Source organism: Fictibacillus terranigra, from assembly GCF_030412265.1.
GTDB lineage: Bacteria > Bacillota > Bacilli > Bacillales > Fictibacillaceae > Fictibacillus_C > Fictibacillus_C terrinigri.
Map to the genome: position 1 here is coordinate 388,091 of NZ_JAUHLN010000003.1, position 25,329 is coordinate 413,419.

Below are 25,329 nucleotides of genomic sequence, written 5' to 3' on the forward strand. Positions count from 1 at the left end.
ACCGCGGACGCTCTCCAGAGACGCGTCAAACAAGAGTCTTTTTGCCTGAGAGTTTCGCTCCTGCTTGCTCCTTCGGCGCTACCGAAATAGTCTCTCCTCTTGCTTTCATTCGCAAGTATGCAATTTTATTCCATCGTCCATACTAGATATATGTTTTTACCTTGGAAACACATTATTATCCTATCATTATTTTAGTTTAAAAAGCAACGGCATTTTGTGAATCAGGTGGGCTATCCGTACAGAGAAAGGAAAGCGATAGATGAACCTCAATATTATCTTTAACCGGGACTGGCATGAAGAATTTGCGAAAAGAATGGAAGATGACGGACCATGGACAAAATGGGAATTATATAATCTTGCGCTGGAAGCGGAGAAGAACCTGTCCATCCCAGAATTTCTCGGCCTTCAGGCGCCGGATCATCTCCCTCAGCTGACGTTCCTTCCCCATCAGCTTGAGGTCGCAAAAACGGTAATTGAAAAAATGAACGGAAAAGCCATTCTTGCTGATGAAGTCGGTCTCGGAAAGACGATTGAAGCCGGCTTGATCCTTAAAGAATATATGATACGGGGACTCGCTAAAAAGGTGCTCATTCTCGTGCCTGCATCCCTCGTGCTTCAATGGACCGGCGAGCTCAATCAAAAATTCTTCATTCCCGCAGTCGCTCAGAAAAAATCCTATGTGTGGGAGCAGTGTGATGTCGTCGTCTCATCTATTGATACGGCAAAAAGGCAGCCGCACAGGGACATCGTACTCAATCAGGATTACGACATCATCGTTATCGATGAAGCACATAAACTTAAAAACAAAAATACAAAAAACTACGAATTTGTACAGCGTCTAAAGAAAAAGTTCTGTCTGCTGCTGACAGCCACACCTGTACAGAACCGGGTGGAAGAAATCTTTAACCTTGTCAGCCTATTGAAACCGGGCCATCTTGGCAATCAGGAGAATTTTGATAAAGACTTCCGCAACGATAGACATTCACTAAAAAACGAAGAGAAGCTAAAACAGCTGGTCAATAAAGTGATGGTACGGAACCGCAGGGAAGATACTGGCTTAAAATGGCCGAAACGGCTGGTCAAAACGATTCCTATCACACTATCTGAGAGTGAGAGAGACTTGTACAATAGCATCTCGGATCTTAAAGATTTGCCTGCTTTCAATCGAAGCAAGTTCTCGATCCTGACATTGCAAAGAGAGGTATGCAGCTCAAGGGAGGCTTGTTTTCTTACATTAAAGAACATGCTTCAGAAAGACGCGGGCAACATCGCCACTGAGCATACCATTCTTCCATTGATGAAAAAGATTGAGAACGTTACACAGAATTCAAAAGCACAGCAGACGCTCGAGCTCATTCAATCCATCAATGGCAAGGTGATTATTTTTACAGAATACAGAGCGACACAGCTTTATTTGCAATGGTTCCTTCAGCAGCACGGCATCTCCTCAGTCCCTTTTCGGGGAGGCTTTAAGCGAAGCAAGAAAGACTACATGACCTACTTGTTCAAAAACCATGCACAAGTTCTCATCGCGACTGAAGCCGGAGGTGAAGGAATCAACCTGCAGTTTTGCCAGCACATCATCAACTACGACCTTCCCTGGAATCCAATGCGAATTGAACAGCGGATTGGGCGTATTCACCGGATTGGGCAAAAGGGAGACGTTCATATCTATAATTTCGCTACACAGGGCACCATTGAAGAGCGGATCTTGAACCTTCTGTATAATAAGATCAATCTATTTGAAAGTGTCATTGGTGAATTGGATGAGATTCTTGCAAAATTCGAGCTGAAGAACATCGAATCGTATATATCAGACATTATGCTGAACTCTGAGAGCGAAGGAGAAATAAAAGTAAAAATGGACAATCTTGCCGCTCTTATTAATCTGGATGGGGGCATCAAAAAGAAAGGTTGGGAAGAACATGCAGCAGCACGAGATTCATCGCTTTCTTGAGCGCTATTTCGAATCGAACGACTGTGTCATCGAACAAAAAAATCATAGCTATATGAAAATCCAGCTCACTGTTGAGCTGGATAAACTGCTGATGAACCGGCCCTTTTACTGGCACTATCTGGAGAAAACAGGCGGAACACCAAATCCGATGGCTCTTACCCTCGTGACCGGCCAGCAGCATCCACCCGAGGGAAACGGGGAGTTTATTCACTTCGGTTCACCGAGGCTGCATCAGATTTTTGCATCCACCAAGAAACTCGGTTCATTCATCCGGATGTACGAAGCCATCCGCCAGGATCCCGGGAAAAATATCCCCTTAAATCCATGGCTCTGCGTAAATTTAAAAACCTCTTATCAATGTGACCGTAAAAAGGATATTATTTCTTCTTACGGCATCCATCTGATTACAGGAAGGATCGTCAGCAATTTTCATGATCAGCTTCGCGGACTCCCTCTTACTCGTAAAATCCCGGATTTCTGCTACACACTGTCTGCCTTCATCCGTCCGATGAGCGGTTTAAAACGAGTCGAAGCGATCGTTGAGCAGCAAATCACCGAGGATGACCATAGCTGGGCGGAGGATGCGGAAAATCGGTGGCGTGAAGACGAAGAATTACTGGATCGGTTTTATGAGGATGAAATCGAAAAGCCGGAATATTACCAGGTTGAAAAAGAGGCACTGCGAACACAATATGAGCCGAAAATAACCGTAGACATCATAAACGGCGGACTTTTCTATCTGTCTGATTCCTTTCTATCACAAGCATTCAACTAAAAAAAGGGGCTTTATCAGCCCCCGATGTATGACATCTCGATTTTTTCCTTCTTGCCCGCGTCGATTCTTCTCTCATCCGAATAACGGTCTGTACGGCTTTCCCAAAGACTTGTGATCATCTGGTCCAGGTCTTTTTTTGTTGCACCTTCCCGCAAAGGTGTCCTAAAATCCACTCCCTTTGAAGCAAAAAGACAAGTGAATATCTTTCCATCAGCAGAAAGCCTTGCCCTCGTACAAGCTGAACAGAACGCATCACTGATCGATGAGATGATGCCAATTTCATTTTCTCCGTCAGCAAACTGGAAGCGGGAAGCAACTTCGCCATAGTAATTTTCACGCACAGGGCGAAGAGGAAGCTCGGTTTGAATGGTTTTAAGGATTTCTTCCTTGGTTACCACTTCCTTCAAATTCCAGCCATTTGTCGTGCCCACATCCATAAATTCAATGAATCGCAGAATATATGGGGTCCGTTTAAAGTATCGCGCCATCGGCACAATTTCCTGCTCGTTTACTCCTTTACGTACCATCATGTTTACTTTGATTTTAAGACCGGCTTCATGGGCAGCCTGCATCCCCGCCAAGACGGGTTCCACTCCAGTGCCTCTGCCGTTGATCCTGCCAAAGAGCTCAGAATCCAATGAATCAAGACTTACTGTCACCCGGTCCATCCCAGCTTTCTTCAAATCTTCCGCAACACGGGGTAGAAGCACACCATTCGTCGTCAGTGCCAAATCCTCAAGGCCTTCCAGCTGATTCAAGCGGCCGATCAGTTCAGGAAGGTTCTTCCTCATCAGTGGTTCACCGCCGGTTATCCTTAGCTTCGTTACCCCTAAGGAGACGAAGCGTTCTGCGATCGTTACAATTTCATCAAAGCTCAGCAGCTCCTTTTTATCCAAAAAAGAGTAGTCTTTATCAAATATTTCTTTCGGCATACAGTACGTACAGCGAAAATTGCATTGGTCAGTGACAGAGATCCGCAAATCTTTTAGCGGTCTTTTAAGCTGATCGTAAATCCCCTTTTCCATAGCCATTTTCATCACACTTCTTCTTTAGAATGATAGTTCAACAGTACCATACTTCCAGGCAATTGAAAAATGAAGGTTACTTCCTCCTCCTCCTGAACATCAACCCCAGTGAAAGGGGAACCATGCCAAAAAGCGAAACGAGCACCGGCTGCTTGCGTTCCGCTTTTTGCTGTTTCACTTTTCGTTTTTCCTCAGGAGAACGGCTCATCCTCTTGACGATTGCTTCAATGACAAATTTAAAATAGGCATTCACAGGCCATCACCTTTTTATTGTTTTTCAACAGTCTGTCCTGAATCGGAGAGCTCTAACCTCGCTGCGATTTTTTCAACGATATTCGCAGGATCTTCGCCTGATGTCTCCAGTACCCAATGGCATTCCCTGTAAAATGGGAGCCGGGAATCATACAGCTTCTCCATCTCCCGCTTTTTTTCATGATCAAACAATGGCCGGCTTTCATCCTCTTTTAGTCTTTCAAAGATTGTATCGAGAGGACAGCTTAGAAAAATAACGAATCCGTTTTCCAGCATGTATTTTCTGTTTGGCTCCGAAACAGCCATCCCGCCTCCCGTCGTAATGACCGCATCCTGCTGCGGAAGTTCAGAAAGAATGGAAGCTTCATAGCTCCTGAACACTTCTTCTCCAAGCAATGAAAATATTTCTGCTACTTTTCGACTGTATTTTTCTTCGATGTAGTGATCGGTATCAACGACCGGCAAGTTAAGCCTCTTGCCGAGCAGCGAACCGATCGTGGTTTTCCCGGATCCCATGAATCCTGTTAAGTAAATCGGTTTCAACTCGCACCCTCCACCCATTTCGTAATGCTTTTTGTCTCGCTATTATAATATATTACAACGCTTTTTGTCTGATGGTTTCCCAAACTTGCAGATATTTTTATTTCAATGGCACGAGGATCTCCCATGGAAATCACGCAGTCCACAACGCCTTGATCGAAGACAATGCGGGTGGGCGTATCCTTATTTTTTTCCAGATTACTGATTGCTTGCCTGCTGGACTTCTCAATCATGGCACCAAGCTGCAGCTGTTCACGCTGTGCGGTAAGGAACTGTTTTTCGCCGAGATAAATGAGAAGCTGATGGGCAGTGAGCATGGAGAAGATCAGACAAAAGACGAGAACCGCCGGGAAAATATATCCCCGGCTATTCATTTAGGATTTCCCTGGATTTGTTCTGCCTGTCTGACAAAGACGCGTTCGTACACACGCGAGGCGGTGTCAGTAATCGATAAAGAAACTAGTTTTCCTGTGACGGATGCGTAAAAGCTCTTCACCGAAAACAGCCAGGTTTCATATCCTTGTCCATTGATCTGCTTTCGAATACGATTTTGATATAAGGAAAAAGTGATGGTCTGGCCCGAAGACGAAGTTAAGATAAGCTTGTCCTCGCTTGCCGCTGCGTTTACTGATTCTCTTATCGCCTGGCCGATCCCTGAATAAAACGATTCCAGCTCTTCCATCGGGACACCGCTTTGTACCGGCGGAGATAAAACCTTTATAAGAAGTGGAGAAAAGCTCGCCAATACGATAACAATAGACATCGCTATCAATGCTTCAAGAAGCGTAAACCCTTGCCGGCCGATTTTCATTGTTTCCTCACATCGCATTCTCTGTAGGTTCTACCGTTCTTTCCTGTAAATTCAATGCAGAGCCCTCCTTCTAGCATCCTCCATTGAAATTCAGCTGTTTGTCCGCGGATATAAGAAGAACCCCCTTCATCACCGCCCCAGGCTTCAATGGTCATTTTGTTGGATAAAAGCTGTAAAGCCTCCCTTTCCTGCTTAATTGTAAAACGTTCAGTATACAGGGCGTGCAATGCAAGGCCGATACCACTGATAACGATTGAAAACACGCTTAAGGCAAGGAGTGCTTCCAGCAAAAAATATCCTCTAGAATTTTTCAGCATAGAACCTCCCTTTTCCCAGCAGAAAAACCATTTTATATTTGCCGGCTTCCGTTTTTATGATCAGTGTTCCTGAATTGCTGATGTTTCCGCTTTTGTTATAAGTAATCTTTAACGGCATCGTGGACGATTCAAATCTAATTTGTTTGGGGTAATTAACGTTCTTATGCAAGTCGTTCATGGCCGTGGCAATAATATAGCGGTTCTCATCGGGTAAAATATGCAGATGCATGACCTTGTGATCATTTATCGCTGTTCGTTGGGTGAAGTATAAATCGCGTTTGAACTGCTCCAGGAAAAAGTGTACTTCTCTGCCTTTATAGTATTTCTGTAAGGAAACAGAGGCAATGCTCAAAAGAATACTTCCGATGGAAAGAACAATGAGCAGCTCCAGCAATGAGTAGCCGCAGACCCATTTAATCCGCCGCTTCAACTACCGTCCCGCCTTTTAGTTCAAGAGCATTCCCGTTCGGGCATTTAACCGTATCCACATAACCTTCTGATACCAATGTATTTAAGTCCGTGAGTTTCTCCTCTTTATCCGCTTCATAAGCACCTACTTGTCCCTGAACAAGGTCAAGTGTTGCCCTGCATCCAAGGTTCTTTGCGACTCCGAGGTTCTTTGCCATGCTTGGAAGCGCGATTAGGAGCAACACAGAAATGATGAGCAGAACGATCATCATTTCGATCAAAGTAAAACCTTTTTCGTTGATTCTTTTCATTTGGCTCTCCTTTTTTATTGAATAGAATCCATCATTTTAAACATCGGAAGGAGCATCGAAACAAACATGGCAAGAATCATGCTTCCGATAAATAAAAACAGCACCGGTTGAACAACGATGATGTATTTTGCCATTCGTTCTTCTGCATAACTGATCAATATTTCACTGTAAGCAATCAATTCTTTTCCGAGCGATCCGTAAGATTGCCCATGTGCAATAATCATAGACAGCTCAGGAACAAAGTATCGTCTTTGGGCAACAATATCTTCAAACCTTAAGCCGTTCACAAGCTCCTTTTTCATTAAGGCCGCCTCGGTCTGAAAAAATCGCATGTATTGATTCTGTTCGAGGATCTTCAACGCCTCATTGATTGCCAAACCGCCTTTTAAAAGGCTGCCGAGCTGAATGGAAAATTGGTGGGTGATCAGGACGATAACGGTCCGTTTTAAAACTGGAATCCTTAAGAGCAAAGAGATTCGCCTGGAGGGAGACATTTTCTTCATGAATGTGAAATACAATAGCGCTGCACTGACAATAAAGGCAGCGAACATAAAAAAGAGGAACGGAATTTTTTTTAAGATGGAGATCATCACCATCGTAAAGTAAGGGAATTTGATGTCTAAGGAGGAGTATAAGGATAAAAAGTGTGGCATCAGCATGCGGAACAAAACGAAACAAATACACAAAACGACAACGAACAAAAAGATGGGATACCTTACAGCTTTTATGAATCGTCCTTTCATTTCTTCCTTCTTCTGAAGCATTTTACCTCCTTCCATTACACTGAACCGCAAATCACCATGTTTTTCAGACAGCTCCAAAAACCCGAGCACATCTCTCGAAAAATTCTCATTTGCCAAAGCTTCGTGAAGAGCATAGCCTCTTTTCAGGCAATCGTACACCCTTTGAAGACCGTCTTGCATCCAGCGGTTCTGATGGAGCTTAAGGATAGAAATCGCTTTAGGCAAAGAATAACCCTGCTCCAAAAGACGGCCAAGGCGCAACAAAAAATCGCCCTGCTGTCTGTTCGTCCATCTCCTTCCTCTGCTCACAGCCGGTCCACCCCCCACCTCTCAAGACTCTGGGAAGGAAGAAATCCTAAAGCGATGCCTTGTTTTATAAAATGATTCAATGTTCTGGTCTCATCCGGCCGATCCGAGTTGCCCCGAACCCACTCAATACCTTTTTCCAGCCCGGATCCTGACAGCAGTTCATAAATACCCATTCGTTTATTTTTTCTTCGTATGAAACATTGCGTTTCGCAGGCTTCACCGCAATAGGGGCAGCTCACCGATAACAACCGCTGAGCAACAATCCCGAGAAGTGTCTGTTCTAGTTCCTGCACAGTGACACCAAATTCAATCAACCGGTATAAGCAGCCTAGAGCATCTTCCGCATGGACAGTCGAAAGCACTAGATGACCTGTCATTCCTGCCCGGATAACGAGCTTAGCTGTCGTTTGATCCCGGATCTCGCCAATCATGATCACATCCGGATCGTGGCGAAGGATAGATTTAAAGCCTTCTCCGTACGTTATTCCTGCTTTTTCATTCACTTCCATCTGCAAAAACAGATCGATTTTCTTTTCTATTGGATCTTCAAGAGTGAGGATGTTGCGCGTAGATAGGGATTGGATATGCTGGAGAAGAGAATACATGATCGTCGTTTTTCCTGAACCAGTTGGTCCTGAAAAGAGAATAAGTCCGCTTGCCCTGTGCAAAAGAGCATGCAGTCCTTTCAATGAATCCGGAAACAATGCTAATGATTGAAACTCAGCGGGATGTGTTTGGGGAAGCAGCCGGATGACGAGGCTTTCGTGAAAGGCCGTTGGAAGTGTGGACAGCCGGAGATGAAGGAGCCGGTCCTGTAGAGCGATGTCCATCGAACCGTCCTGGGGCCTGCGGCGTTCACCGATGTCCATTCCAGCTTTAAATTTGAAATGGGAAAGAAGTCTTTCAAAAAATCCGTAGGGCAGTTCTTCCACCTGATGCAGCCGGCCATCCACTCTGAACTGGATCAGGCCTTTTTCCCTTAGAGGGACAAAATGAATATCGGAAGCATTGGTGCTCGCTGCGAGTTGAAGGAGTTCATCACTTTTCTTTTCAATGGGCAACGCATTATCACCTTCTTTCTTATCTTATAAGTAAATATACGGCAAAATCCGCTACATTCCTTCAAAAATTTTACACTTGCTTGCATAAAATTTTCGACAATACCCATACTAAAATTATTCCGATGGGCTATAGCCAAGTGGTAAGGCAACGGACTTTGACTCCGTCACTCGTTGGTTCGAATCCAGCTAGCCCAGCCATCTTTTACCAGGAACACCTGCCACGTGTTCTTTTTTTGTTTTCCAAATCCAGTTAGAATGGCATTTACAATCGAGTAAAAATTCATATATAATACAGAGGGAATGAGTTCTTCGGTGAAAAGGGAGGGATACATATGGCAAGAATGTACAAGGTTTTGGGCTTTTGGACCGGTATTATCGCAGTAATGGCCTATCTTGGGGACTTAACGAACATGTCACTGCTTTTTTTGGGCCAAACCATTTTGTTTGTTTCACTAAGCTACTTAAATTTATCTGAGCGTATGTATATTTACATTTTCGGAGCTTATTTAACAGTCTTTTTTGTCGGTTTTACATACTGGACGACGTTCATGATGACTCCCGGAGCGGGCGGTCATTAAGAAATGCGCAAGCGTCCTTGGCGCTGAGCTAGACATTACTTCTATGCAAAAAAGAAAACGGTTGCCGTTTAGCGGCAGCCGTCTTTTTTTTGGATAAGAACCTGAAAATATGAGCTGATGGAGTCCTCCATAATCAATGAACGAATGGCTCTGTTCTTTTTATGAACGGGTGAAAAGGGATCCAGGCTGCTGGAATCCTGGAGCAGCTCCAGTAATCCGTTCTCGAGGAGAAAACTGGACTGGCCCTGAAAACAAGCGGCTCGAAACCCCGCTTTTTCACCCATTGCTTTTACACAGTCCCAATGGATATGAGACGTAAGATCCATTTCTCCAGGAAATTTCAGCGGATCGTTGATTTGCTGATGCCGGTAATAGCCTCTCAGGCTTCCGTTCAGAAGTTGAGGCATTCTCCATTCTTGCCTCGTATATCCGTAGTCAACGAATATAACGGCTCCGTCTTCAACCCAGCCATAAAGAGCAGTAAGCCAGTTTGTCATAGCCAGCGGAATTTCTATAGTCTGTCCGATTGAGAGGTCTCCAATATGTTCATCGATCCACATGAGGAGTTCCGTATTCTGCAATGGCTTTTCTAGCTCCATAAGGTTTCCTTTATTGTCAATGGATACCATGATCTCTGCCATACCGTGAACCTCTTTTTTAACCACGTCAACCGGCATCGCATCTAGGAGTTCATTGGCAAATAGGATTCCTTGAAAAGATGAACGTACAGCTCTCATAGCATCGATCGAGTCAAAATGGGTGACAGGGCCCTCATAAAATCTGTCCTTTATTTTCCTTGTGTGAGAAGGGCTCGATTCAACTGCGATATACTCCAGAGGCGGATAGCCTTTGGCCTTCCATTCATTGAGAACACTTTTTGCAAACCGCCCGTCTCCTGCTCCGATCTCACATACGGCAAATGGCAGCTGCTGTTCCTGAAACACGCGATAAAACACATCCGCCCATACGGCTCCAAACACTTCTGAAGCTGCACTGCTTGTATAAAAATCTCCGTTTCTGCCGATTTTCTCCCGTTCCTTCTGATAATAACCGAGTTGAGGGGTGTAAAGAGCCAGGCTCATATAGTCGGAATATGAAATAGCCTTATCCGGAGAGCTCATAATCCTCTCCTTGATGACAGAGAGCATGTTAAAAACCGCTTAAGAAAGGATTGGAGTCCATTTCTGCACCGATGGTTGTCTCTGGTCCGTGGCCCGAGAGAACCATTGTTTCCTCAGGAAGATTCAAGAGCTTATCGTGAATGCTCTTCAACAGGAGAGCCTGATCTCCCCCATATAGATCAGTTCTTCCAATACTGCCTGCGAAAAGAGCATCTCCAGAGAAAACGGTCTCCGCACTTGATACATAATAGGATACACTCCCTGGTGAATGTCCCGGCGTCTCAAGCACATGAAGAGCGAAACTGCCGATTTTCAGCTCTCCCTCCCCAGGAATCAGGTGATCCGCTTTCTTAGCGCTAATATTCTGCATAAAATGTGCAGACCCGTTCTTGTTCGGATCGACCAGCCAGTCCTTTTCCTTTTTATGGACATAAACTGGGATATTCCACTTTTCCCTGACATCATCCACAGCTCCGATATGATCGAAGTGGGCATGCGTCAACAATACTGCAAGCGGCTTTACTCCCCTTTTTTCTATTAACGAAATAATCTTTTTGCTCTCACTGCCCGGATCAAAAATTATGCCTTCCTTCTTCTCGTTCCATAAAATATATGTATTCTCCTGAACTGGTCCGACCGTCAGCCGCTCCCATTTCATACGTATCCCTCCATTGCATTCTATTTCCCCCTATTTTACACTAAAATAAAAAAAGATGCGGAGGTGATGGCTTGTCGCTTTTTTATGGAATCGAGATGAAACCCGCTGAGAAAAAACTCCCTGCCACCTCGGCCCAGATCGTACGAAAAACGGCGGAACTGGCAAAGGTAATTGACCGCTGTGAAACGATCGTTATTGTAAAAACAATGGAGGAAGCACTCGCCTTAAAGGAGTACTATGAAACTCAAAACCTGTTCGAAGAGCTGCATCCCTTGCTCTCTCCAGCTCACTTCCAGCCAACCGGCCGTTTTCAGGACTATGGATTTCAATCCGTTTCTCAGCGCCATTATCTTTTTGAAGACACTGTTCTCTCCTTTAGGGTAAACAGAGGAACGGACCAGGAGATAAGCATGTTTCTCTTTCAGCTCGACGAACATCTAATCGGCACAGATCAAGAGGATGACGGCTCCAACTACTTTGTTGACAGAGAGGAAAAAGAGCTCATACAAAAATATGCAAGTGCTTACAATGTAATCATTACAGCCCGTTCTTAAAAAATGGAGACTGTACAAAAGTTAACAAAACAAGTAAAATAGTACAAGGCAGTACACGGTTTATTTGCTATACATAGGTAATACAGTAAGAAATTTCATTACTCCAGAGTAAGGGGGCATAGGATATGGCTTTAGCCATTATTTTCGCACTTGTTACAATTTTTGCTGCTTTAGGTTTACTGCGTTCATTAAAAATTAAAAATATGTTAGGTTCCGGTTTTGCATTTCTTACATTTGCCGTGTTTGGCTGGTTTACCATCATGACCTTTATTGATGTGTTCACTGGCGGTGGATCTACAGGCCACTAACCAAACAGCAAAAACCATCGGCGATTCATTCGCTGATGGTTTTTTGTTTATCCCTGTAATTTATTCCGAACACTTTCGAGTTTGGATTTCATGGTCGAATGCTTGTCTCTTCGGTCATCGATGCGGATATTCGTCGCCACCCGCTGGATCCCCTCCTGAAAAGGCGCTTCATGCATTTCTTTAATGACGTTTAATAAAACATCCAGATCGCCTTCCACAATCGTATTCATTGGAGTCAGCTCGTAATTGATCTGATCTTCATATTTTTCCAGAACTCGCTGTATTCCTGCAACATATGAGCTGACACTCGGGGATTCCGTCCCGATCGGTATAACGGTAATATCGATAATGGCCATGTTAACCTCCAGCAAAAAATAGTTTTGAGAATAGTAACAGTGTATCATGGTTTACACCATAAGAAAAAACCAGCATCTGTGAAGTGCTGGTTCCTCCCTATCTTACATGTAAAGGCTGGCCAGAAAAATGCCAAGCGTATCTTGATAGATTTGCTGAAATTGGGAGAGCGGGAGAGGATTAACACCTATCCCCAATTCGATCGTAAAACCGGGTCTTCGAAACTCCTGGATGAACCAGTCCTTATATCCCGCATAGCTGTCTACATAGCGAACCGCTTTATAACCGCTCACCCGTTGAAATTCCTCAGCGATTTTTTCAGCCTCATCGGGTTCTTCCTTTTCAAAGCCCCAATAAAATTCCTGGCCTTGGGTATGAAGAGCGATCACCCGGTGAAAATTCTCATCGATCGTCAGATTGGCCATCGCTTTCGCTTCTGGTTCTGATAACGGATAATCTCCTGGGTAATCTCTTGGCGCAGGTTCTGCCGGCTTTCGTGCTTTTTCAATCTCCCACCGTGCCGGAAGCTGGTTGTTTAAATCTACACCCCGGATGTTCGCCTTCCAGTCTTTGAAATCAGGATTTTGTTTATTTAATGTCTTTACGAGGCTTCGGTAAGGCTCCGTATCCGGCGGGCCGTGCAATACAAGATCGACACCGTCAGGATCGACCATAGGAACGGCAGAGAGCGTCGTTTGCTCATAAAGGGAGAGCATATTGATTCCCCGAATAGGGACATTGTTCGTCAGCGCCAAAAGATAATCATTTAAGAACACCATCAAGATGCCGGTCGTAATCCACTCGTTAGCATGAAAAGAGGCATTCATATGCACTTTCTTTGGTCCTCTTCCCCATTTCAGCTGGATAAGTTCCTTGTTTAAAACCGACTGACCAAAACAATCCGAGCGAATGAAGGGATAAAGAGAACATAAACGCTGGAGGTCGTTTTTCAGCAAAGTGAAATCATACGGTACACCTGCAGAAACCACACGATTTACTGCTCGTTCCGGAACGTTCACAACCATCCCCTCTTCAAGCAGCTGTGCACTTACTTGCTGATTCATTAAAAACAGCCCATCTAACGGAACATTGTATCTACGGGCGAGAGAGTGAAGGCTGTCTCCCTTTTTTATCGTAATCTTTTGATGAAAATAACCAGGAATAAGCACCGTAGATCCGGGAAGCAGCTGATCGGGGTCCGTTTCCCGGTTGGAATCCAGCAGCAGCTGTAAGGGGAGTCCAAATAATTGGCTGTAATAGGAAAAAGTATCTCCCTTTCTTACCGTTATTTTCATAAGCTCCTCCTCATCTTCATGTAACCTCTGCCTTTCAATGTATTCATATAGATGCACAGTCATGTATGAAATGAAAAAAACCATGCTGCGCATGGTTTTCGAGAGTACGTGCGATTAAAGAACCGTTTCCTCATGCAGTTTTTTCGCCATCCAGGCGCCGCCGTATACTCCGGCATCATTTCCGAGGGAAGCAATGGCAAATTCCGCTCCTTCTTTGACACGCGGCAGTGCGAACTTATCAAAGTTCTGTTTAACAGGCTGGAGAATTTTGTCCCCTGCTTTTGAAACGCCGCCGCCGAGAACAATTTTCCCAGGGTTGATGGCATTTCCGAGGCTCGCAATCATGAATCCAAGGTGGTAGCCAACAAGCTCTAAAACGTAAAGTGCAAGTTCATCTTTTTTATCTGCTGCATCAAAAACATCCTTGGAAGTGATCCCGCCTTCTTTTTCTTGTTCCTTATGCAGAATGGAATTTGGATACTTCTCAAGTCCTTCCCGGGCGAGACGGCAGATTCCTGTTGCAGAAGCGATGGTTTCAATACAGCCGGTCTTGCCGCAATTACACGGAGCGCCTCCCTCGGGAATGGCTGTGATGTGTCCGATTTCCCCCGCCATTCCATTCGTTCCGTGAAGGATTTTTCCGTTGGCTACAATCCCGCCTCCAACTCCTGTTCCAAGCGTCACACAAAGCAGATCCTTCGCTCCATCACCTGCGCCTCTCCACATTTCTCCGACAGCCGCTAGATTGGCATCATTATCAACAACAACCGGCAGCCCGGTTTCCATCTCAAGCCGTTCTTTCAACGGGAAGTTTTCCCATCCGATATTCACCGCATGATAAATGAAACCGCGGGACAGATCAATAAAGCCCGGCGCCCCCATGCCAATTCCGTTCAGCCTGGACTTCTTTTCGCCAAACTCTTCCAATACAGAGTCGATGCTTTTTGCGATATCTGTCGTGATATTCTTCCCTTTATCCGAGATGTCAGTCGGGATTTCCCACTTCTTGATCAGATCGCCATAGTCGCTGATAAACGCCATCTTAATTGTTGTTCCGCCAAGATCTACGCCTACATACCATTTCTCATCCATAGCTGTCACCCTTTTATCTCAATTTTGCTAGCTGAATTTTTGAACATTCGATTTAATGATTAGGAGCGCCATTCTTAGTTCCTGCTGGTCAATTAGTCCTGAATCATAGAGAGTCCTGATTTCATCCTGCATCATCTCCAGGTCAGCCAACCGATGCCCGGTGTAGACAAATATGCCGAACCTTTTTAAGAGCTGCTGCACATCATATAGCGTTTTCATTTTATCACCCTGATTATTATAGCAGAGACTGACGAAAAAAACCGCTTAAAAGACAGCGGTTTCTTTCAATTTCTTTTAGATGTAACTGTAAAGAGATCATGCAAGTTCTGACTGCATGTAGTGCAGCAGTAAAGTTGCGGTATGGCGCAATGATTGAACGTGTGTGCGTTCATAGGCATGGGAAGCATCAATTCCAGCTCCGACCAGCCCATGCTTAATGTCATAGCCTGCTTTAATGGCAGCAGAGGCATCAGAGCCGTAAAAAGGATAGATGTCCACACGGTAGTTGACACTATGCTCTTCTGCGAGCTGGACTAAATGCTTGCGCAGTCCATAATGATACGGACCGCTTGAATCCTTCGCACAGATCGAAACCGTATACTCATCGGTCGCCTGCCCGTCGCCTATCGCGCCCATGTCGACCGCGATGTATTCTACGGTTTCTTTTGATATATTGGAGTTTCCGCCGTACCCGATCTCCTCATTGTTTGAAATCAGGAAATTCACGGTATAAGGAAGTTCAATGCTTTGGTCTTTAATCACCTTGATCAGATGCATCAAAATACCGACACTTGCTTTGTCATCCAGATGCCTTGATTTAATAAAACCGCTCTCTGTGATTTCTACCCTCGGTTCAAAGGATACAAAGTCGCCCACCGAGATACCGAGCTTTTCAGTATCCTCTTTTGTCTTCACCGGCTGGTCGATCCGGACTTCAATATTTACTTCGTCCCTTTTTGCATCTCCGGCATCTTTATAAACATGGACAGATGTTTGATGCATAAGAATCGTCCCTGTATAAATTTTTCCGTCAACAGTATGTATGCTGCAATATTCCCCTTCGACTGCGTTCCAGCGGAATCCCCCGATCATGGCCAGTTTCAGGCGCCCGCTTCCCTTGATCTCTTTCACCATGGCCCCCAGTGTATCCACATGCGCTGTCAGCAAGCGGTGCTTGGAGTCATCCTTTCCTTTGATCGTCGCTATAAGCCCTCCTTTATGGTTAATGTAATACGGAACGTTTACCTTTTTCAGAAAATCACTCACATAGGAAATCGCTTGTTCCGTATAACCTGACGGACTCGGAATGCTTACTAGATCCTTGATATTCTGCAGTATTTCTTGTTCATTGATCATGATGTGCCTCTCTCCTATAATCGTCTAATTCATCACTATAACAATTTCTTTCCTTCTCATTAAATTCCTTCTTCTTTCTTGTGCTGGCCATGCATAAACATGGAACAACAGTATGTCCAGCGGGGTGGTTAATTCCTATGAAAATGAGAAATTGGCTTGGTGTCGTTCTGCCTGTTTTTTTTGCGATACTCTTTTTTATGTATCATTTTGGCAAGGAACCTGTCAAAGAAAGTATCATCTTTTTTCCCATTGACACCCAAGTGACCTTCACAAAAGCAAATACAAATGTTTCTTTAGGCGGCTCGACTGCTGAAAACTACACGCTCGATTGGCAAGTATCCTCAGAAACGAACAAGCCTGCTTATCTTCGTCAGGATATCTCCTTGCTGTATGCGAACGGTGTATTAAGCAGCACGATGAACAAGTGGGAACAGGACACCAGAACACTTAAACAGTCGAAAAAAGTGAGCGGCAGGAACGATCAATTGGCTCATAGCGTCAGCTATCACTATGCTGAAATTCATAGAAATGAGGATACCTACCGAAGCGCACAGGCAATGAGCAAAAACTATCTTTATGTTTTTAACAATGGCAGTTCCTACACTTCTTTCCAAATCGCAAAGAAAAGCAAGGATCGTTCTGTAAAAACCAAGCTGGATGTTAAGACCTATCAATATCTTCAAAAGACTTGGATGGGAGCTAAACAGTTCTACAATATAAATGGTGCGAACTATCATGCTGTGGCGCTGAACGATCTGCCCCAATTCCAAGAACGTCCGCTCCCTGGTTTTACACAAGGCCAAACCAATAAAATTATCGGCAGCCTGTGGGAAGGGCTGTACAAAAACTATTTTCTTGGTGTTAGGAGAAGCAATGGCTCAAAGGCAAGCCCGATAGGAAGCAGCATGCCGCTTATCCTGTTCAGCAAGGATAAGACCCATCTTATCGTCCTGTTTAGACTCAAAGACGGTGAGTATATCCAGCTCATTCAATATACGAGATAATAAGCTGATTCAACTGATAAATTGAAAAGGCTCTTCTATAATCTAAAAGACGGCTTCGTGTTTTCAACGATTCACTTTCGCTTGTTGTGAGCCATACCGCTTTCCAGCCAGATTTAGCGGCTGGGTAAATATCCTGGTCCCAAGAATCACCAACATATAAAGGTAGGCCGCAATTCGTCTGTTCTTGAACTTTGAAAAAGATGGCAGGATCAGGTTTTTGCACTTCCATCTCGTCTGAAATGAAGATATGTTGAGGCATAATCCATTTCGTCAGGTTTAATGCCTCTATTTTTTTTCTCTGGACTGTTTCCGCTCCGTTGGTAATGATGCCGATCAGCATATTACGATCAAAAAGGTCTTGCAGCATTTCGGACACCCCTGCATACAGCTGACAATACGAGGGGATGTACTCTCGGAGACGTTCCTCAAATCCGAGGGCAGCCCTATTTGATTCTGCTTCTAGACCGCATGACCGTAAAGAAGCTATAAACCGTTTTTTCTGATAGGCAAGACGGGATAGAGCGCCGCACTCATAGTCACCCCAAAAACGGTCGCAGTTCGTTTTGAAAACTTTAAGCCACTCACGCCTCATATTCTCCTTGGCGCAACCCAGAATCATCTGTTCTTCACATAATTCTGAGAAGCTTTGCACAGCGGCAAGTCCAAAAGCACGGTCATAATTAAAAAGTGTGTTATCAAGGTCAAAAAAGATTCCGTTTGCTTTCATTCCAAAAAGAAGAGGCGCGAACAGCGCCTCAAAACATTTCCTTCATAAATTTATCCCGCACACCCGGGAACGACATCATTCTGCCAACCGCGAATCTACGGAGCAAAGGGACTCCCAATATGACATTGAGCAGCCGATATCTGTACTGATAACCTATCAGAATCAAGGCAACAACAAAGACAAGCTTAAATACAAATCTAGTCACAGAGCATTCCTCCTTGCTCTTACTTTTTGCCTTGATTGTACAAATTATTCCCTGAGCTTTATTCAATATAAAGGGAGTAATCTTCCGGTGTATTAATATTGATAAAATCATGGGGATTCCAATGGCCGGAGTCTTCTGTGATGAACTTCGTATCTACATTCTGCAGCAAACTATACATGCTCCGCTTCCCTTCAGAAAGAACCCGGGTTATGACTGGCTTACAGCTTATATGGTACAAAGCCGCAAGCGGCTGCCGGCATTCTTTCACGACAGGCACGACTGCTTGAACACCCTTTGTTGTCGCCGCGGCGGTTAAGAGCATGTCATATATTTCAGTTTTCATAAAAGGCATATCACACGTGATCACCGCATACCATTCAGCCTGCTCACTGCTGTTCATCGCCGTGAGGATCCCTGCCAGCGGCCCTTGTCCTTGTATGTATGATAGATCCATGATCACCTTTGCAGACGAATCGGACAGTTTATGAGCGATTGAAGGATGCGCGACGAGATCCACAGAGGATACAGCAGGCTTCAAACAAGAGACCGCCCGTTTATAAAAATATTCCCCATCAATACAGGCGAATGCTTTATGAAAGGGAAAGCGCGACGATTCTCCTCCGGCAAGAACTACTCCCTTACACATTTTCTTTAGATCCATAAAATTAGAACTCCTGCTGTTAGTCCCGCTGCTGTGCTTGAAGCAAAATTCACCGCATTGTTCGTGATGACTGACCAGCCTTTTAGCTTGTCACATTCCACTCCGCAATGAAACCTCTCTTCCACTTCAGCTCCACATCTCTTACATCTGTATGAAACCTGTACGGTCCCGCCGATTACGGTATCGAGCATATTGCCAAGAAACCCTGCCAAGCCCGCCAGGGAGAAAACGATAAGAGACTGCGTGCCGTTAAAAAACATCAGTGAACCTGCCGCACTGATCAAAAATGAACCGACTGCAGCCGCCGTGAGGCCAAGAGATGACACCGCACCCGATATCCCTCTTTCCACTCGCCTCCTTCTTAGAATGTGGTACGGTTCTGCTCTTGAAAGGACTCCCACTTCAGAAGCCCATGTATCCGCTGCAGCTTCTGCTAAACTGCCGATCAAGAGAAGCAGCCAAAAAGGATGCGGAAGTAATAAATAGCCTGCTCCTGCAAAAAATGCACCGCCGCCATTCGCAAGGACTTGGCCGGAATCTCTCCCTTTCGATTCTTTTACGATAGTCCGCATCTGCAGCTTTTTTACTTTTCCCCATTTACTTAAAAGTGAGGAGGTGATAAAAAAAAGAAGGAGCAATCCGAGACCTTTAAAACCAAAAGCCCCGTAAACAACCATTCCCAGTCCCCAGCTGGCCAATCCCCCGCTCAGTGTGAGCATGTTTATTTTATAGGCCGCCAAAACAAACCCGGCCAGGATGAAACCAAAGACGAACCATGCCATCATGATTCCGCCTTATGAACACCTTGATCGGTTACAATCCATTGGACTGGGACATCAAACGGCTCTACCGGTATGGAACGTAAGAGCTGAAGGTCAAAAGCAAGAGAGACCGTACTTCCTTCGTAGGATGCGAGATACCGGTCATAAAAGCCTCCGCCAAAACCGATTCGGTAGCCCTGTGGACAAAAGATTAAGCCAGGTACGATCATCAAATCGATATCAGCACGAGAGGAAAGCTCGGTTTTCGATAAAATTGGTTCATAGAGGTCCATGTATACATTTTCAAGATCCAAAAAAGAGGTGATTCTGTAAAAATCCATCCTCCGCTCACCATCCGTGCTGCACTTTGGAGCACTGACGTCTTTCCCTTCTTCCCATGCCTTTGTTATAATCCCCCTAGTATCGACTTCAAACTCTCTTGAAATGGTAATTCCGATATGATTTGATTCCATCCATAACGGCAAATTGAACAACTGTCCGGCAATTTTTTTACTTTTCGCTTCATGTGACGCTGCGTCCATAGTCAGCAGTTTATTTTTCATTTCTTTTCTTAAGTTTTTTTTCGTCTCCATGCCGCATCTCCTCTTGAATCTTCTTATTTCTTATTTCACCAGCTACCGATCGAACGGCAAATGTATAAATACTGTGGTTCCCGTTTCAAGACACTTGTGACCCAGATCGTTTCCCCGTAAGCCTTTACGAGTGGCTTCGCTACCATTAGCCCGATCCGCTTCCTCCATATTTCTTGTACATACTTTTTTCAAAAAATGTAGTCTGTAATTGCCAAACCTTACCTTGTATAGTTACAGCATACAACTATAAAGGAGTGATACAAAATGTTTATTAAGCTTACAAAGGAACAGAAAGACATGATGATTGGTGATATTCAATCGTTTTTCTCCCAAGAAAGAGGTGAAGACATTTCAGAATTTGCTGCAGAAAGAGTTCTTGATCTTGTTAAGGAGTCCCTTGCACCTCACTTTTATAATGCTGCCATCCTGGATGCTAAACATGTGATTGAACAGCAATTTTCCTCCATGGAAGATGAAATACTTACTCTGGAGCGTCCAATAAAAAGATAACGCTCCTGATTTTCGTGAATAAGGGAGTGTCTTGGAATCATCAACATAGACACCTTATCACATAATCCGCCGACAGCAAAAGATGAAATAAGAAAAGCCGCCTAAACCCTTATCTGACAAAGGTTCTGACGTTTTTTCCGTCTATGAATACCGATAAACGATCCTTAACCTTTTTCAAAACTTAAAAAACAAGTGTGCGATAACATTTCGCTTCCTGTTGCATATAGATATGGGGAGTATCAACTTTTACCGCTAAAGAATAACTCTGCTTTGACACCCCTTTCAGCAGGGCTATTCTTTAGTACTGTATGATTAAAACCAAAACGAAAAAACAAGAAAGCCGCCTAATCCCTTGTCCTGCAAGGTTTTTAGACGGCTTTTCTTCACATTACTTCGTTTCGCGATGCAATGTATATTTTTTTAGTCTTGGGCTGTACTTTTTAAGCTCTAAGCGCTCTGGGTTATTACGTTTGTTTTTTTTCGTAATATAGTTGCGATCACCAGTTTCAGTGCAAGCAAGAGTGATGTTTACACGCATGTATTTTCCCTCCAAACCTTAACCATTTCAAAAATGGCGTACTGCTTTGATTGATTTGTTTCCAAATTAATTCATACTTTAATATAATACCAGACACATTTCATTTCAGCAAGTGCAATTTATTCAAGACGCTCGTAAGCTTGAATATAATCGACAACAACATCCACGAAGGTGGCATGTGACCAGGTTAAAGGGGCAACAGACAGCGGCTCGCCAGAGAAGGGATGAAGCTGTTCAGGCAGGACACCGCTCGAAAATGCATGGGAGACCACCCAGTGCATATATTCCCTGCATTGCTTGAGATCATGTCTGTCAGCTGCTGCTGCAATTTTCCATTTGGCGAGCCACAGCGTACAGATCAGCCAGGGATTTCCGGGCACCTTCTCCACTTCATGTGTCTGTTGAAAATAATAATCATTAAAATACCGGGCGACTCCGCCGATCGGTGTTTTGATATACAATTCCCGCTCAATCGCTTCCATCGTCGACCGCACTCTGTCATCGTCGGCAGAAAAAACACCAAAAGCGAACAGGCCATACATGCTGCTTTCGATCGTATAATCTTTCGTTATTTCCCCGTTATCTTCATCGACATAAATCCCCCGGAGGAATCGGCCGGATTCAGGATCATAAAGATGGGTTTCCATGCCTTTTTTTATGCGTTCAGCTCCCGCTTTATACCTTGCCGCCCTGTCATCCTCCCCGAATAGAAGAGCAAAAGAGTGTGCAGCTATCAGTCCGCCATAAACTGCCGAGCACGTAAACGTGAAGATTCCCCTTCTTTCCTCCCACAGATCATAGGATGGTTTAGGAAGGTCCAGCCCTTCATTCATGAACTGAAGAAGAAAACGAGCTCCTGGCCTTACAAGCGAACGATAGAGCGACTGGGCAAATTCGATGTCTCCTGTCTCTTTATAATGCTCCCAGAACGCCCATAATACCAAAGCCGTTTCATCTTCTTGTATCGGCAGCTGTTTTTTGCCATCATTTCCGACAGTCGGATGCCAGCTTGATCCGATCGAACCGTCCGGATTGTATTTATGGTGCAGAAAGCCTTCCTTTGTCAGTACATCTGCACATCTTCTATAGAAATTTTTGACCATACCCTGATAACCCGCTTTAGCGATCGCCGCTGCCACCAGCGCACCATCCCTCGGCCACATGTAGCTGTAATGGTCACGGTTATATTGCTGGATATCCGAATCATTGGCCGCCATGATGTAGCCATTCTCATTTGTTTGCGTCCTTACGACGAGCAGGCTCCGCTTATACAGTGTGATGATCTCTTCCTCCAGATCGGTTTCCGCTAAAGTGGATTTATTCGCCCACCTTCGCCAATAGATCATAATCTTATCCAGAGTCAGTGACGGGCCGATTTCCTTAATGTATTCATTCAGTGCCAGAACCTCTTCCCGGTTCCGGCCGATGGTCATCCAGTAAAAAGCATCAACGCTCTCTTGGCCGCCTATTTCATGTTCTACAGAAAAAGTGCTGTCAACAGATCCTTGGGCGATCGGATTGATATGCAATGCCCCATCCTCAGCATCCTTCCAAGTTCCTTCAGCACTTTGAAACCTTTTGATCCCTGTCGTATATTGTGATATGCCTTGTTCACCAAAAAGAGCATTAAACAAAAAATAGCGGTTCTTTTTATAATGAATGAGCGATTGGGAATCAGGTGCGAAATACGCTGTATCGCCAACCTCTGTTTCATAAATGTTTAAATCTTGATGGAAAAAGAGACGGATCTTCTTTTCCTTATTTGAGGTATTCGTTACTTTTATCCTGCGCAAAAACATGTTTTCACGCTGATGTACACCGTCTTCGAAAACCAGACGTATGCCCATCTGTTTGTTCTCAGCCGTACAGCAGGTAACAAGAGAATCTTTATGGTAATCCGTGTGGATATCCCACGCGCCTGAAGACAGCCAGGAGAAATGGCCATCTGACCATATCCCCACTCTGTTGGCGTGTCCCTGCACATGGTTTTGCTGTCCGACATAAGGATAATAAATGTCTCTTATCTGAAGATGCTGATCAATGTTGACGAGAATTTTGCCGTTTCCGGCTACAAGCTGCCTTGGCATGATCGTTTATACCTTCTGGTACTGCCGGATTTTATCGATGAACTCCGCCGCAGCTTCTTTTGCCTCATCCATGTTCGACCCTTGCGAATAAATCGTGAAAACCGGCTGTTCAACGTCCGGAAGAATAAGAGTCCAGCCGCCTTCCGGATGAAAAACCTTGATCCCGTCAACAAGCTCCACGTTATTGTCCCGTATATCCTCCATAAGCTTTCTCATGACCTTGCCCTTTTTATCCCACGGACAAGGTACAAATTCCCTCAGCATATTTACATTTGGCAGCAACTCAACCAGTTCTGACAATGCGATCTGCTGTGTAGCCATCATCTCTAGGATATGAATGAGAGCATACTGGGCATCGTACTGAAAGTTCATCACACCGCTGCCTACTTCCATGATAGAACGCGGGTTCGCTTTTGTGCGGATGAGCCTTCCGTTCAGCCGGCCGGCCAGGCTGTCCAGATCGGATGAGCCATAGACGGGGATCGCCATCTCGTTTTGTTTTCCCTCATAAAATGTAACGAGTACGTATAAAGAAAGCATCGTTTCCTCATCGAGCAACTTTCCGGATTCTGTGATCAGGCTGAGCGTTTCCCCTGCCTCACCGACCAAAATTCCGAGATTGGCATTTGTCACTCTCACAAAGGATGCCATTTCCTCGGGTCCAGTCTCTGAAGGAACGGTTAAAAACTCACAATCCAATTTATGAAAAAGAATCGGTATAAAACTCAGATACGGCTGGTGGTTGTAGTTTACAACGATGCGAAACTTTGAATTTCTGATTCTTTTTTTGTTAACGGTCTGCAAAAGGGCTTCGATGTATTCTTCGTTCTTGTAATTGTTGTAGGTGCCTTTCCCGATCATATCAAATGCGGCGCGGCGGTAATCTTCCTGCCAATACGCATTCTCGATCTTCCTTTCCAGATCAGGGTGAATGGGAAGGCCTTTATGGTCATAAAACTCGATGAAGACTTGCTTCTCTCCGCCCCGATTTGAGAATCGGATATAGACGCCGCCTTGAAGATTATCCATCTCGATAGCGAAGCGGACGACCGGAGCAACCGTCGGGCTTGTATCAAGGGTATTCACTCCGGCTGACAGCAGTCCCTGGATAAAGGCCTGTTTGATCATACCGGAGAATGAATGGGAATCGCTGGCGATGGCGATATTGCATCCATAAGGCAGCACTGCTCCATAAGCAGAAGCAAGTCTAGCGATATAATCCGGGGTAATTTCTACATTGGCGATCCCTGAAACACCGCGGCTGCCGAATAAAGACTTCGTTGCTTTTCTTCCCCAGATCAGTGAAGTATGAACGAGTGCTTCATCGTAGATCTCTTTTTCCGGCCAGATTTTAACTTCCGGTTTTAAAGTGGACCGTTTTCCGATCTTGCAGTGATTGCCGACAACCGCGTGCTCGTAAATTGCCGCTCCCTGTTCAACCATCGTACCGTTCGCAAGGGTAGCCCCACGAAGCTCACTTTCAGATCCAACGTAGACGTCATGCCATAGGATACTTTTCTTTATTGAAGCTTTTGAGGAAATCACATTATTACGGCCAATAACTGAATAGCTCTTAATATCTGCTCCCGCTCTGATCACTGTTCCATCGGCAATATGAACAGGGCGTTCCAGCTTTGCACCATCTTCAATGACCACATTGTCTCCCACCCAGATACCCTGATCGATCTCATGGCCTGAAAATGGCAGGTTCACTGTTCCGTCAAGCATATCACGGTGTGATTGTCTGTACTGATGCAGGCTCCCGATGTCCGACCAGTACCCGTCAGCAGGATAGCCATACAGCGGACGCTCTTCCTTCATCAGGAGAGGAAACAAATCTTTGCTGAAGTCCGTCTGGACATCCTTTTCCATGTACTGAAAGATTTCCGGTTCAAGAACATAAATGCCGGTGTTGACTGTATCGCTGAAAACTTCATTCCAGCTTGGCTTTTCTAGGAAACGGATGATCTCTCCATCCTGATTGGTCATGATCACCCCATATTCAAGCGGGGATTCCACCTGTTTCATAAAGATGGTAACGAGAGAGTCCTTTTCCTCATGGTATCGGATACCCTGTGACAAATCAAAATCAGTCAATGCATCTCCGCTGATTACGATAAATCGTTCATCCAAAAAGTCCTCTGCATTTTTAATGCTTCCTGCGGTCCCGAGCGGTGTTGTTTCCTCAAAGTAATGCAGATTTACGCCAAAATCACTGCCATCTCCAAAATAATTCTTTATGGCTTCTGGCATGTAGTGAAGAGTCACCGCAATATCGGTGATGCCGTATTTTTTCAGCAGCTCTATGCTGTATTCCATTACTGGTTTATGCAGCAGCGGCACCATTGGTTTTGGCAGATTACAAGTCAGTGGACGAAGACGGGTTCCTTTTCCCCCAGCCATAATTACACCTTTCAT

At 44.7% G+C, this 25,329-nt stretch carries 32 protein-coding genes, 1 tRNA gene and 1 riboswitch; of the genes, 8 read left to right on the forward strand and 25 right to left on the reverse strand.

Going from position 1 to position 25,329, the window contains the following annotated elements:
• Positions 1–23: 23 nt before the first annotated feature.
• Positions 24–109: riboswitch (glycine riboswitch) on the reverse strand.
• 150 nt (positions 110–259) lie between these two features.
• Positions 260–1,957, forward strand: a complete 1,698-nt coding sequence (locus QYF49_RS17220) for a DEAD/DEAH box helicase (RefSeq protein ID WP_290400833.1) — start codon at positions 260–262, stop codon at positions 1,955–1,957.
• The gene (locus tag QYF49_RS17225) at positions 1,926–2,732 is read left to right on the forward strand and encodes a YqhG family protein (protein WP_290400834.1); all 807 of its coding nucleotides are present in this window, start codon (positions 1,926–1,928) and stop codon (positions 2,730–2,732) included. Before QYF49_RS17220 ends, QYF49_RS17225 begins: the two co-directional genes overlap by 32 nt.
• A 14-nt stretch (positions 2,733–2,746) precedes the next feature.
• Here QYF49_RS17225 and moaA read toward each other — a convergent pair whose 3' ends face one another.
• The 10 genes from moaA to comGA all read right to left on the reverse strand — a co-directional run bounded on the left by moaA (position 2,747) and on the right by comGA (position 8,509).
• Entirely contained in the window at positions 2,747–3,757 is a 1,011-nt protein-coding gene (gene moaA, locus QYF49_RS17230) for a GTP 3',8-cyclase MoaA (RefSeq protein WP_425589602.1), read from the reverse strand.
• 76 nt (positions 3,758–3,833) lie between these two features.
• Positions 3,834–4,010: a YqzE family protein gene (locus QYF49_RS17235; RefSeq protein ID WP_290400835.1), complete on the reverse strand. Its 177-nt coding sequence runs from the start codon at positions 4,008–4,010 to the stop codon at positions 3,834–3,836.
• Between the two features lie 14 nt (positions 4,011–4,024).
• On the reverse strand, positions 4,025–4,552 hold the full coding sequence (locus QYF49_RS17240; protein WP_290400836.1) for a shikimate kinase: 528 nt from the start codon (positions 4,550–4,552) through the stop codon (positions 4,025–4,027).
• The gene (gene comGG / locus QYF49_RS17245; RefSeq protein ID WP_290400837.1) at positions 4,549–4,923 is read right to left on the reverse strand and encodes a competence type IV pilus minor pilin ComGG; all 375 of its coding nucleotides are present in this window, start codon (positions 4,921–4,923) and stop codon (positions 4,549–4,551) included. The genes QYF49_RS17240 and comGG overlap by 4 nt, the downstream gene beginning before the upstream one ends.
• Entirely contained in the window at positions 4,920–5,360 is a 441-nt protein-coding gene (gene comGF / locus QYF49_RS17250) for a competence type IV pilus minor pilin ComGF (protein WP_290400838.1), read from the reverse strand. Before comGF ends, comGG begins: the two co-directional genes overlap by 4 nt.
• Positions 5,357–5,677 carry a type II secretion system protein gene (locus tag QYF49_RS17255; RefSeq protein ID WP_290400839.1) on the reverse strand — a complete coding sequence of 107 codons (321 nt, stop codon included), beginning with the start codon at positions 5,675–5,677 and terminating at the stop codon, positions 5,357–5,359. The genes comGF and QYF49_RS17255 overlap by 4 nt, the downstream gene beginning before the upstream one ends.
• The gene (gene comGD / locus QYF49_RS17260; protein WP_290400840.1) at positions 5,661–6,107 is read right to left on the reverse strand and encodes a competence type IV pilus minor pilin ComGD; all 447 of its coding nucleotides are present in this window, start codon (positions 6,105–6,107) and stop codon (positions 5,661–5,663) included. Before comGD ends, QYF49_RS17255 begins: the two co-directional genes overlap by 17 nt.
• On the reverse strand, positions 6,091–6,396 hold the full coding sequence (gene comGC, locus QYF49_RS17265) for a competence type IV pilus major pilin ComGC (protein WP_290400841.1): 306 nt from the start codon (positions 6,394–6,396) through the stop codon (positions 6,091–6,093). Before comGC ends, comGD begins: the two co-directional genes overlap by 17 nt.
• Positions 6,397–6,410: 14 nt before the next feature.
• Positions 6,411–7,448 carry a competence type IV pilus assembly protein ComGB gene (gene comGB, locus QYF49_RS17270; protein ID WP_290400842.1) on the reverse strand — a complete coding sequence of 346 codons (1,038 nt, stop codon included), beginning with the start codon at positions 7,446–7,448 and terminating at the stop codon, positions 6,411–6,413.
• A complete protein-coding gene (gene comGA / locus QYF49_RS17275) occupies positions 7,445–8,509 on the reverse strand; it encodes a competence type IV pilus ATPase ComGA (RefSeq protein WP_290400843.1) in 1,065 nt (354 codons plus the stop codon). The genes comGB and comGA overlap by 4 nt, the downstream gene beginning before the upstream one ends.
• A gap of 123 nt (positions 8,510–8,632) precedes the next feature.
• Between comGA and QYF49_RS17280 the strand changes: the two genes are divergently transcribed.
• Both QYF49_RS17280 and QYF49_RS17285 read left to right on the forward strand, forming a co-directional pair.
• Positions 8,633–8,707, forward strand: a tRNA-Gln gene (locus QYF49_RS17280).
• Between the two features lie 134 nt (positions 8,708–8,841).
• Positions 8,842–9,087 (forward strand): DUF2626 domain-containing protein, encoded by a 246-nt coding sequence (locus tag QYF49_RS17285; protein WP_062235012.1) that lies wholly within the window; start codon positions 8,842–8,844, stop codon positions 9,085–9,087.
• A gap of 68 nt (positions 9,088–9,155) precedes the next feature.
• On the opposite strand, the gene QYF49_RS17290 is transcribed toward QYF49_RS17285, so the two are convergent.
• Both QYF49_RS17290 and QYF49_RS17295 read right to left on the reverse strand, forming a co-directional pair.
• Positions 9,156–10,208 (reverse strand): SAM-dependent methyltransferase, encoded by a 1,053-nt coding sequence (locus QYF49_RS17290; RefSeq protein WP_290400844.1) that lies wholly within the window; start codon positions 10,206–10,208, stop codon positions 9,156–9,158.
• A 28-nt stretch (positions 10,209–10,236) separates the two neighbouring features.
• Positions 10,237–10,866: an MBL fold metallo-hydrolase gene (locus tag QYF49_RS17295; RefSeq protein WP_290400845.1), complete on the reverse strand. Its 630-nt coding sequence runs from the start codon at positions 10,864–10,866 to the stop codon at positions 10,237–10,239.
• Between the two features lie 71 nt (positions 10,867–10,937).
• Here QYF49_RS17295 and QYF49_RS17300 point away from each other — a divergent pair, with 71 nt between their 5' ends.
• Both QYF49_RS17300 and QYF49_RS17305 read left to right on the forward strand, forming a co-directional pair.
• Positions 10,938–11,420, forward strand: a complete 483-nt coding sequence (locus QYF49_RS17300; protein ID WP_290400846.1) for a hypothetical protein — start codon at positions 10,938–10,940, stop codon at positions 11,418–11,420.
• Positions 11,421–11,545: 125 nt separating this feature from the next.
• The gene (locus QYF49_RS17305) at positions 11,546–11,728 is read left to right on the forward strand and encodes a DUF2759 domain-containing protein (RefSeq protein ID WP_290400847.1); all 183 of its coding nucleotides are present in this window, start codon (positions 11,546–11,548) and stop codon (positions 11,726–11,728) included.
• A gap of 47 nt (positions 11,729–11,775) precedes the next feature.
• Here QYF49_RS17305 and QYF49_RS17310 read toward each other — a convergent pair whose 3' ends face one another.
• The 5 genes from QYF49_RS17310 to QYF49_RS17330 all read right to left on the reverse strand — a co-directional run bounded on the left by QYF49_RS17310 (position 11,776) and on the right by QYF49_RS17330 (position 15,825).
• A complete protein-coding gene (locus QYF49_RS17310) occupies positions 11,776–12,084 on the reverse strand; it encodes an MTH1187 family thiamine-binding protein (RefSeq protein WP_290400848.1) in 309 nt (102 codons plus the stop codon).
• 102 nt (positions 12,085–12,186) lie between these two features.
• The gene (locus QYF49_RS17315) at positions 12,187–13,377 is read right to left on the reverse strand and encodes a M14 family metallopeptidase (RefSeq protein ID WP_290400849.1); all 1,191 of its coding nucleotides are present in this window, start codon (positions 13,375–13,377) and stop codon (positions 12,187–12,189) included.
• Positions 13,378–13,491: 114 nt separating this feature from the next.
• Positions 13,492–14,469 carry an ROK family glucokinase gene (locus tag QYF49_RS17320; RefSeq protein ID WP_290400850.1) on the reverse strand — a complete coding sequence of 326 codons (978 nt, stop codon included), beginning with the start codon at positions 14,467–14,469 and terminating at the stop codon, positions 13,492–13,494.
• Positions 14,470–14,496: 27 nt separating this feature from the next.
• Positions 14,497–14,688: a YqgQ family protein gene (locus tag QYF49_RS17325; protein ID WP_290400851.1), complete on the reverse strand. Its 192-nt coding sequence runs from the start codon at positions 14,686–14,688 to the stop codon at positions 14,497–14,499.
• Between the two features lie 96 nt (positions 14,689–14,784).
• Positions 14,785–15,825: a M42 family metallopeptidase gene (locus QYF49_RS17330; RefSeq protein WP_290400852.1), complete on the reverse strand. Its 1,041-nt coding sequence runs from the start codon at positions 15,823–15,825 to the stop codon at positions 14,785–14,787.
• A gap of 137 nt (positions 15,826–15,962) precedes the next feature.
• Here QYF49_RS17330 and QYF49_RS17335 point away from each other — a divergent pair, with 137 nt between their 5' ends.
• A complete protein-coding gene (locus tag QYF49_RS17335) occupies positions 15,963–16,829 on the forward strand; it encodes a hypothetical protein (RefSeq protein ID WP_290400853.1) in 867 nt (288 codons plus the stop codon).
• Here QYF49_RS17335 and QYF49_RS17340 read toward each other — a convergent pair.
• The 5 genes from QYF49_RS17340 to QYF49_RS17360 are packed head-to-tail and all read right to left on the reverse strand — an operon-like array spanning position 16,810 to position 19,776.
• The gene (locus QYF49_RS17340; protein WP_290400854.1) at positions 16,810–17,556 is read right to left on the reverse strand and encodes an HAD family hydrolase; all 747 of its coding nucleotides are present in this window, start codon (positions 17,554–17,556) and stop codon (positions 16,810–16,812) included. The two genes, QYF49_RS17335 and QYF49_RS17340, sit on opposite strands and share 20 nt — an antisense overlap.
• A gap of 28 nt (positions 17,557–17,584) precedes the next feature.
• Positions 17,585–17,761 carry a hypothetical protein gene (locus QYF49_RS17345; RefSeq protein WP_290400855.1) on the reverse strand — a complete coding sequence of 59 codons (177 nt, stop codon included), beginning with the start codon at positions 17,759–17,761 and terminating at the stop codon, positions 17,585–17,587.
• Positions 17,762–17,819: 58 nt separating this feature from the next.
• Positions 17,820–18,422: a molybdenum cofactor guanylyltransferase gene (locus tag QYF49_RS17350; protein WP_290400856.1), complete on the reverse strand. Its 603-nt coding sequence runs from the start codon at positions 18,420–18,422 to the stop codon at positions 17,820–17,822.
• Positions 18,413–19,207 (reverse strand): DUF92 domain-containing protein, encoded by a 795-nt coding sequence (locus QYF49_RS17355; protein ID WP_290400857.1) that lies wholly within the window; start codon positions 19,205–19,207, stop codon positions 18,413–18,415. The genes QYF49_RS17350 and QYF49_RS17355 overlap by 10 nt, the downstream gene beginning before the upstream one ends.
• The gene (locus QYF49_RS17360) at positions 19,204–19,776 is read right to left on the reverse strand and encodes a 5-formyltetrahydrofolate cyclo-ligase (RefSeq protein WP_290400858.1); all 573 of its coding nucleotides are present in this window, start codon (positions 19,774–19,776) and stop codon (positions 19,204–19,206) included. The genes QYF49_RS17355 and QYF49_RS17360 overlap by 4 nt, the downstream gene beginning before the upstream one ends.
• 264 nt (positions 19,777–20,040) lie before the next feature.
• Between QYF49_RS17360 and QYF49_RS17365 the strand changes: the two genes are divergently transcribed.
• The gene (locus tag QYF49_RS17365) at positions 20,041–20,286 is read left to right on the forward strand and encodes a DUF2164 domain-containing protein (protein WP_290400859.1); all 246 of its coding nucleotides are present in this window, start codon (positions 20,041–20,043) and stop codon (positions 20,284–20,286) included.
• A gap of 388 nt (positions 20,287–20,674) precedes the next feature.
• Here QYF49_RS17365 and rpmG read toward each other — a convergent pair whose 3' ends face one another.
• The 3 genes from rpmG to QYF49_RS17380 all read right to left on the reverse strand — a co-directional run bounded on the left by rpmG (position 20,675) and on the right by QYF49_RS17380 (position 25,329).
• Entirely contained in the window at positions 20,675–20,824 is a 150-nt protein-coding gene (gene rpmG, locus QYF49_RS17370; protein ID WP_007202187.1) for a 50S ribosomal protein L33, read from the reverse strand.
• A gap of 119 nt (positions 20,825–20,943) precedes the next feature.
• The gene (locus QYF49_RS17375; RefSeq protein WP_290400860.1) at positions 20,944–22,911 is read right to left on the reverse strand and encodes a glycoside hydrolase family 15 protein; all 1,968 of its coding nucleotides are present in this window, start codon (positions 22,909–22,911) and stop codon (positions 20,944–20,946) included.
• A gap of 6 nt (positions 22,912–22,917) precedes the next feature.
• Entirely contained in the window at positions 22,918–25,329 is a 2,412-nt protein-coding gene (locus tag QYF49_RS17380; protein ID WP_290400861.1) for a sugar phosphate nucleotidyltransferase, read from the reverse strand.

Bases quoted from the DNA above. Each gene is read 5' to 3' on its own strand.
- comGF (WP_290400838.1), bottom strand. From the start codon at position 5,360: ATGAAAATCGGCCGGCAAGGGTTTACGCTTCTTGAAGCATTGATAGCG.
- QYF49_RS17355 (WP_290400857.1), bottom strand. From the start codon at position 19,207: ATGATGGCATGGTTCGTCTTTGGTTTCATCCTGGCCGGGTTTGTTTTG.
- QYF49_RS17295 (WP_290400845.1), bottom strand. From the start codon at position 10,866: ATGAAATGGGAGCGGCTGACGGTCGGACCAGTTCAGGAGAATACATAT.
- QYF49_RS17320 (WP_290400850.1), bottom strand. From the start codon at position 14,469: ATGGATGAGAAATGGTATGTAGGCGTAGATCTTGGCGGAACAACAATT.
- QYF49_RS17285 (WP_062235012.1), top strand. From the start codon at position 8,842: ATGGCAAGAATGTACAAGGTTTTGGGCTTTTGGACCGGTATTATCGCA.
- QYF49_RS17375 (WP_290400860.1), bottom strand. From the start codon at position 22,911: ATGCCAAGGCAGCTTGTAGCCGGAAACGGCAAAATTCTCGTCAACATT.
- QYF49_RS17315 (WP_290400849.1), bottom strand. From the start codon at position 13,377: ATGAAAATAACGGTAAGAAAGGGAGATACTTTTTCCTATTACAGCCAA.
- QYF49_RS17255 (WP_290400839.1), bottom strand. From the start codon at position 5,677: ATGCTGAAAAATTCTAGAGGATATTTTTTGCTGGAAGCACTCCTTGCC.
- QYF49_RS17220 (WP_290400833.1), top strand. From the start codon at position 260: ATGAACCTCAATATTATCTTTAACCGGGACTGGCATGAAGAATTTGCG.
- QYF49_RS17380 (WP_290400861.1), bottom strand. From the start codon at position 25,329: ATGAAAGGTGTAATTATGGCTGGGGGAAAAGGAACCCGTCTTCGTCCA.
- QYF49_RS17310 (WP_290400848.1), bottom strand. From the start codon at position 12,084: ATGGCCATTATCGATATTACCGTTATACCGATCGGGACGGAATCCCCG.
- QYF49_RS17330 (WP_290400852.1), bottom strand. From the start codon at position 15,825: ATGATCAATGAACAAGAAATACTGCAGAATATCAAGGATCTAGTAAGC.
- QYF49_RS17325 (WP_290400851.1), bottom strand. From the start codon at position 14,688: ATGAAAACGCTATATGATGTGCAGCAGCTCTTAAAAAGGTTCGGCATA.
- QYF49_RS17350 (WP_290400856.1), bottom strand. From the start codon at position 18,422: ATGGATCTAAAGAAAATGTGTAAGGGAGTAGTTCTTGCCGGAGGAGAA.
- QYF49_RS17305 (WP_290400847.1), top strand. From the start codon at position 11,546: ATGGCTTTAGCCATTATTTTCGCACTTGTTACAATTTTTGCTGCTTTA.
- comGC (WP_290400841.1), bottom strand. From the start codon at position 6,396: ATGAAAAGAATCAACGAAAAAGGTTTTACTTTGATCGAAATGATGATC.
- QYF49_RS17340 (WP_290400854.1), bottom strand. From the start codon at position 17,556: ATGAAAGCAAACGGAATCTTTTTTGACCTTGATAACACACTTTTTAAT.
- QYF49_RS17290 (WP_290400844.1), bottom strand. From the start codon at position 10,208: ATGAGCTCTCCGGATAAGGCTATTTCATATTCCGACTATATGAGCCTG.
- QYF49_RS17365 (WP_290400859.1), top strand. From the start codon at position 20,041: ATGTTTATTAAGCTTACAAAGGAACAGAAAGACATGATGATTGGTGAT.
- QYF49_RS17225 (WP_290400834.1), top strand. From the start codon at position 1,926: ATGCAGCAGCACGAGATTCATCGCTTTCTTGAGCGCTATTTCGAATCG.
- QYF49_RS17335 (WP_290400853.1), top strand. From the start codon at position 15,963: ATGAAAATGAGAAATTGGCTTGGTGTCGTTCTGCCTGTTTTTTTTGCG.
- moaA (WP_425589602.1), bottom strand. From the start codon at position 3,757: ATGGAAAAGGGGATTTACGATCAGCTTAAAAGACCGCTAAAAGATTTG.
- comGG (WP_290400837.1), bottom strand. From the start codon at position 4,923: ATGAATAGCCGGGGATATATTTTCCCGGCGGTTCTCGTCTTTTGTCTG.
- rpmG (WP_007202187.1), bottom strand. From the start codon at position 20,824: ATGCGTGTAAACATCACTCTTGCTTGCACTGAAACTGGTGATCGCAAC.
- QYF49_RS17360 (WP_290400858.1), bottom strand. From the start codon at position 19,776: ATGGAGACGAAAAAAAACTTAAGAAAAGAAATGAAAAATAAACTGCTG.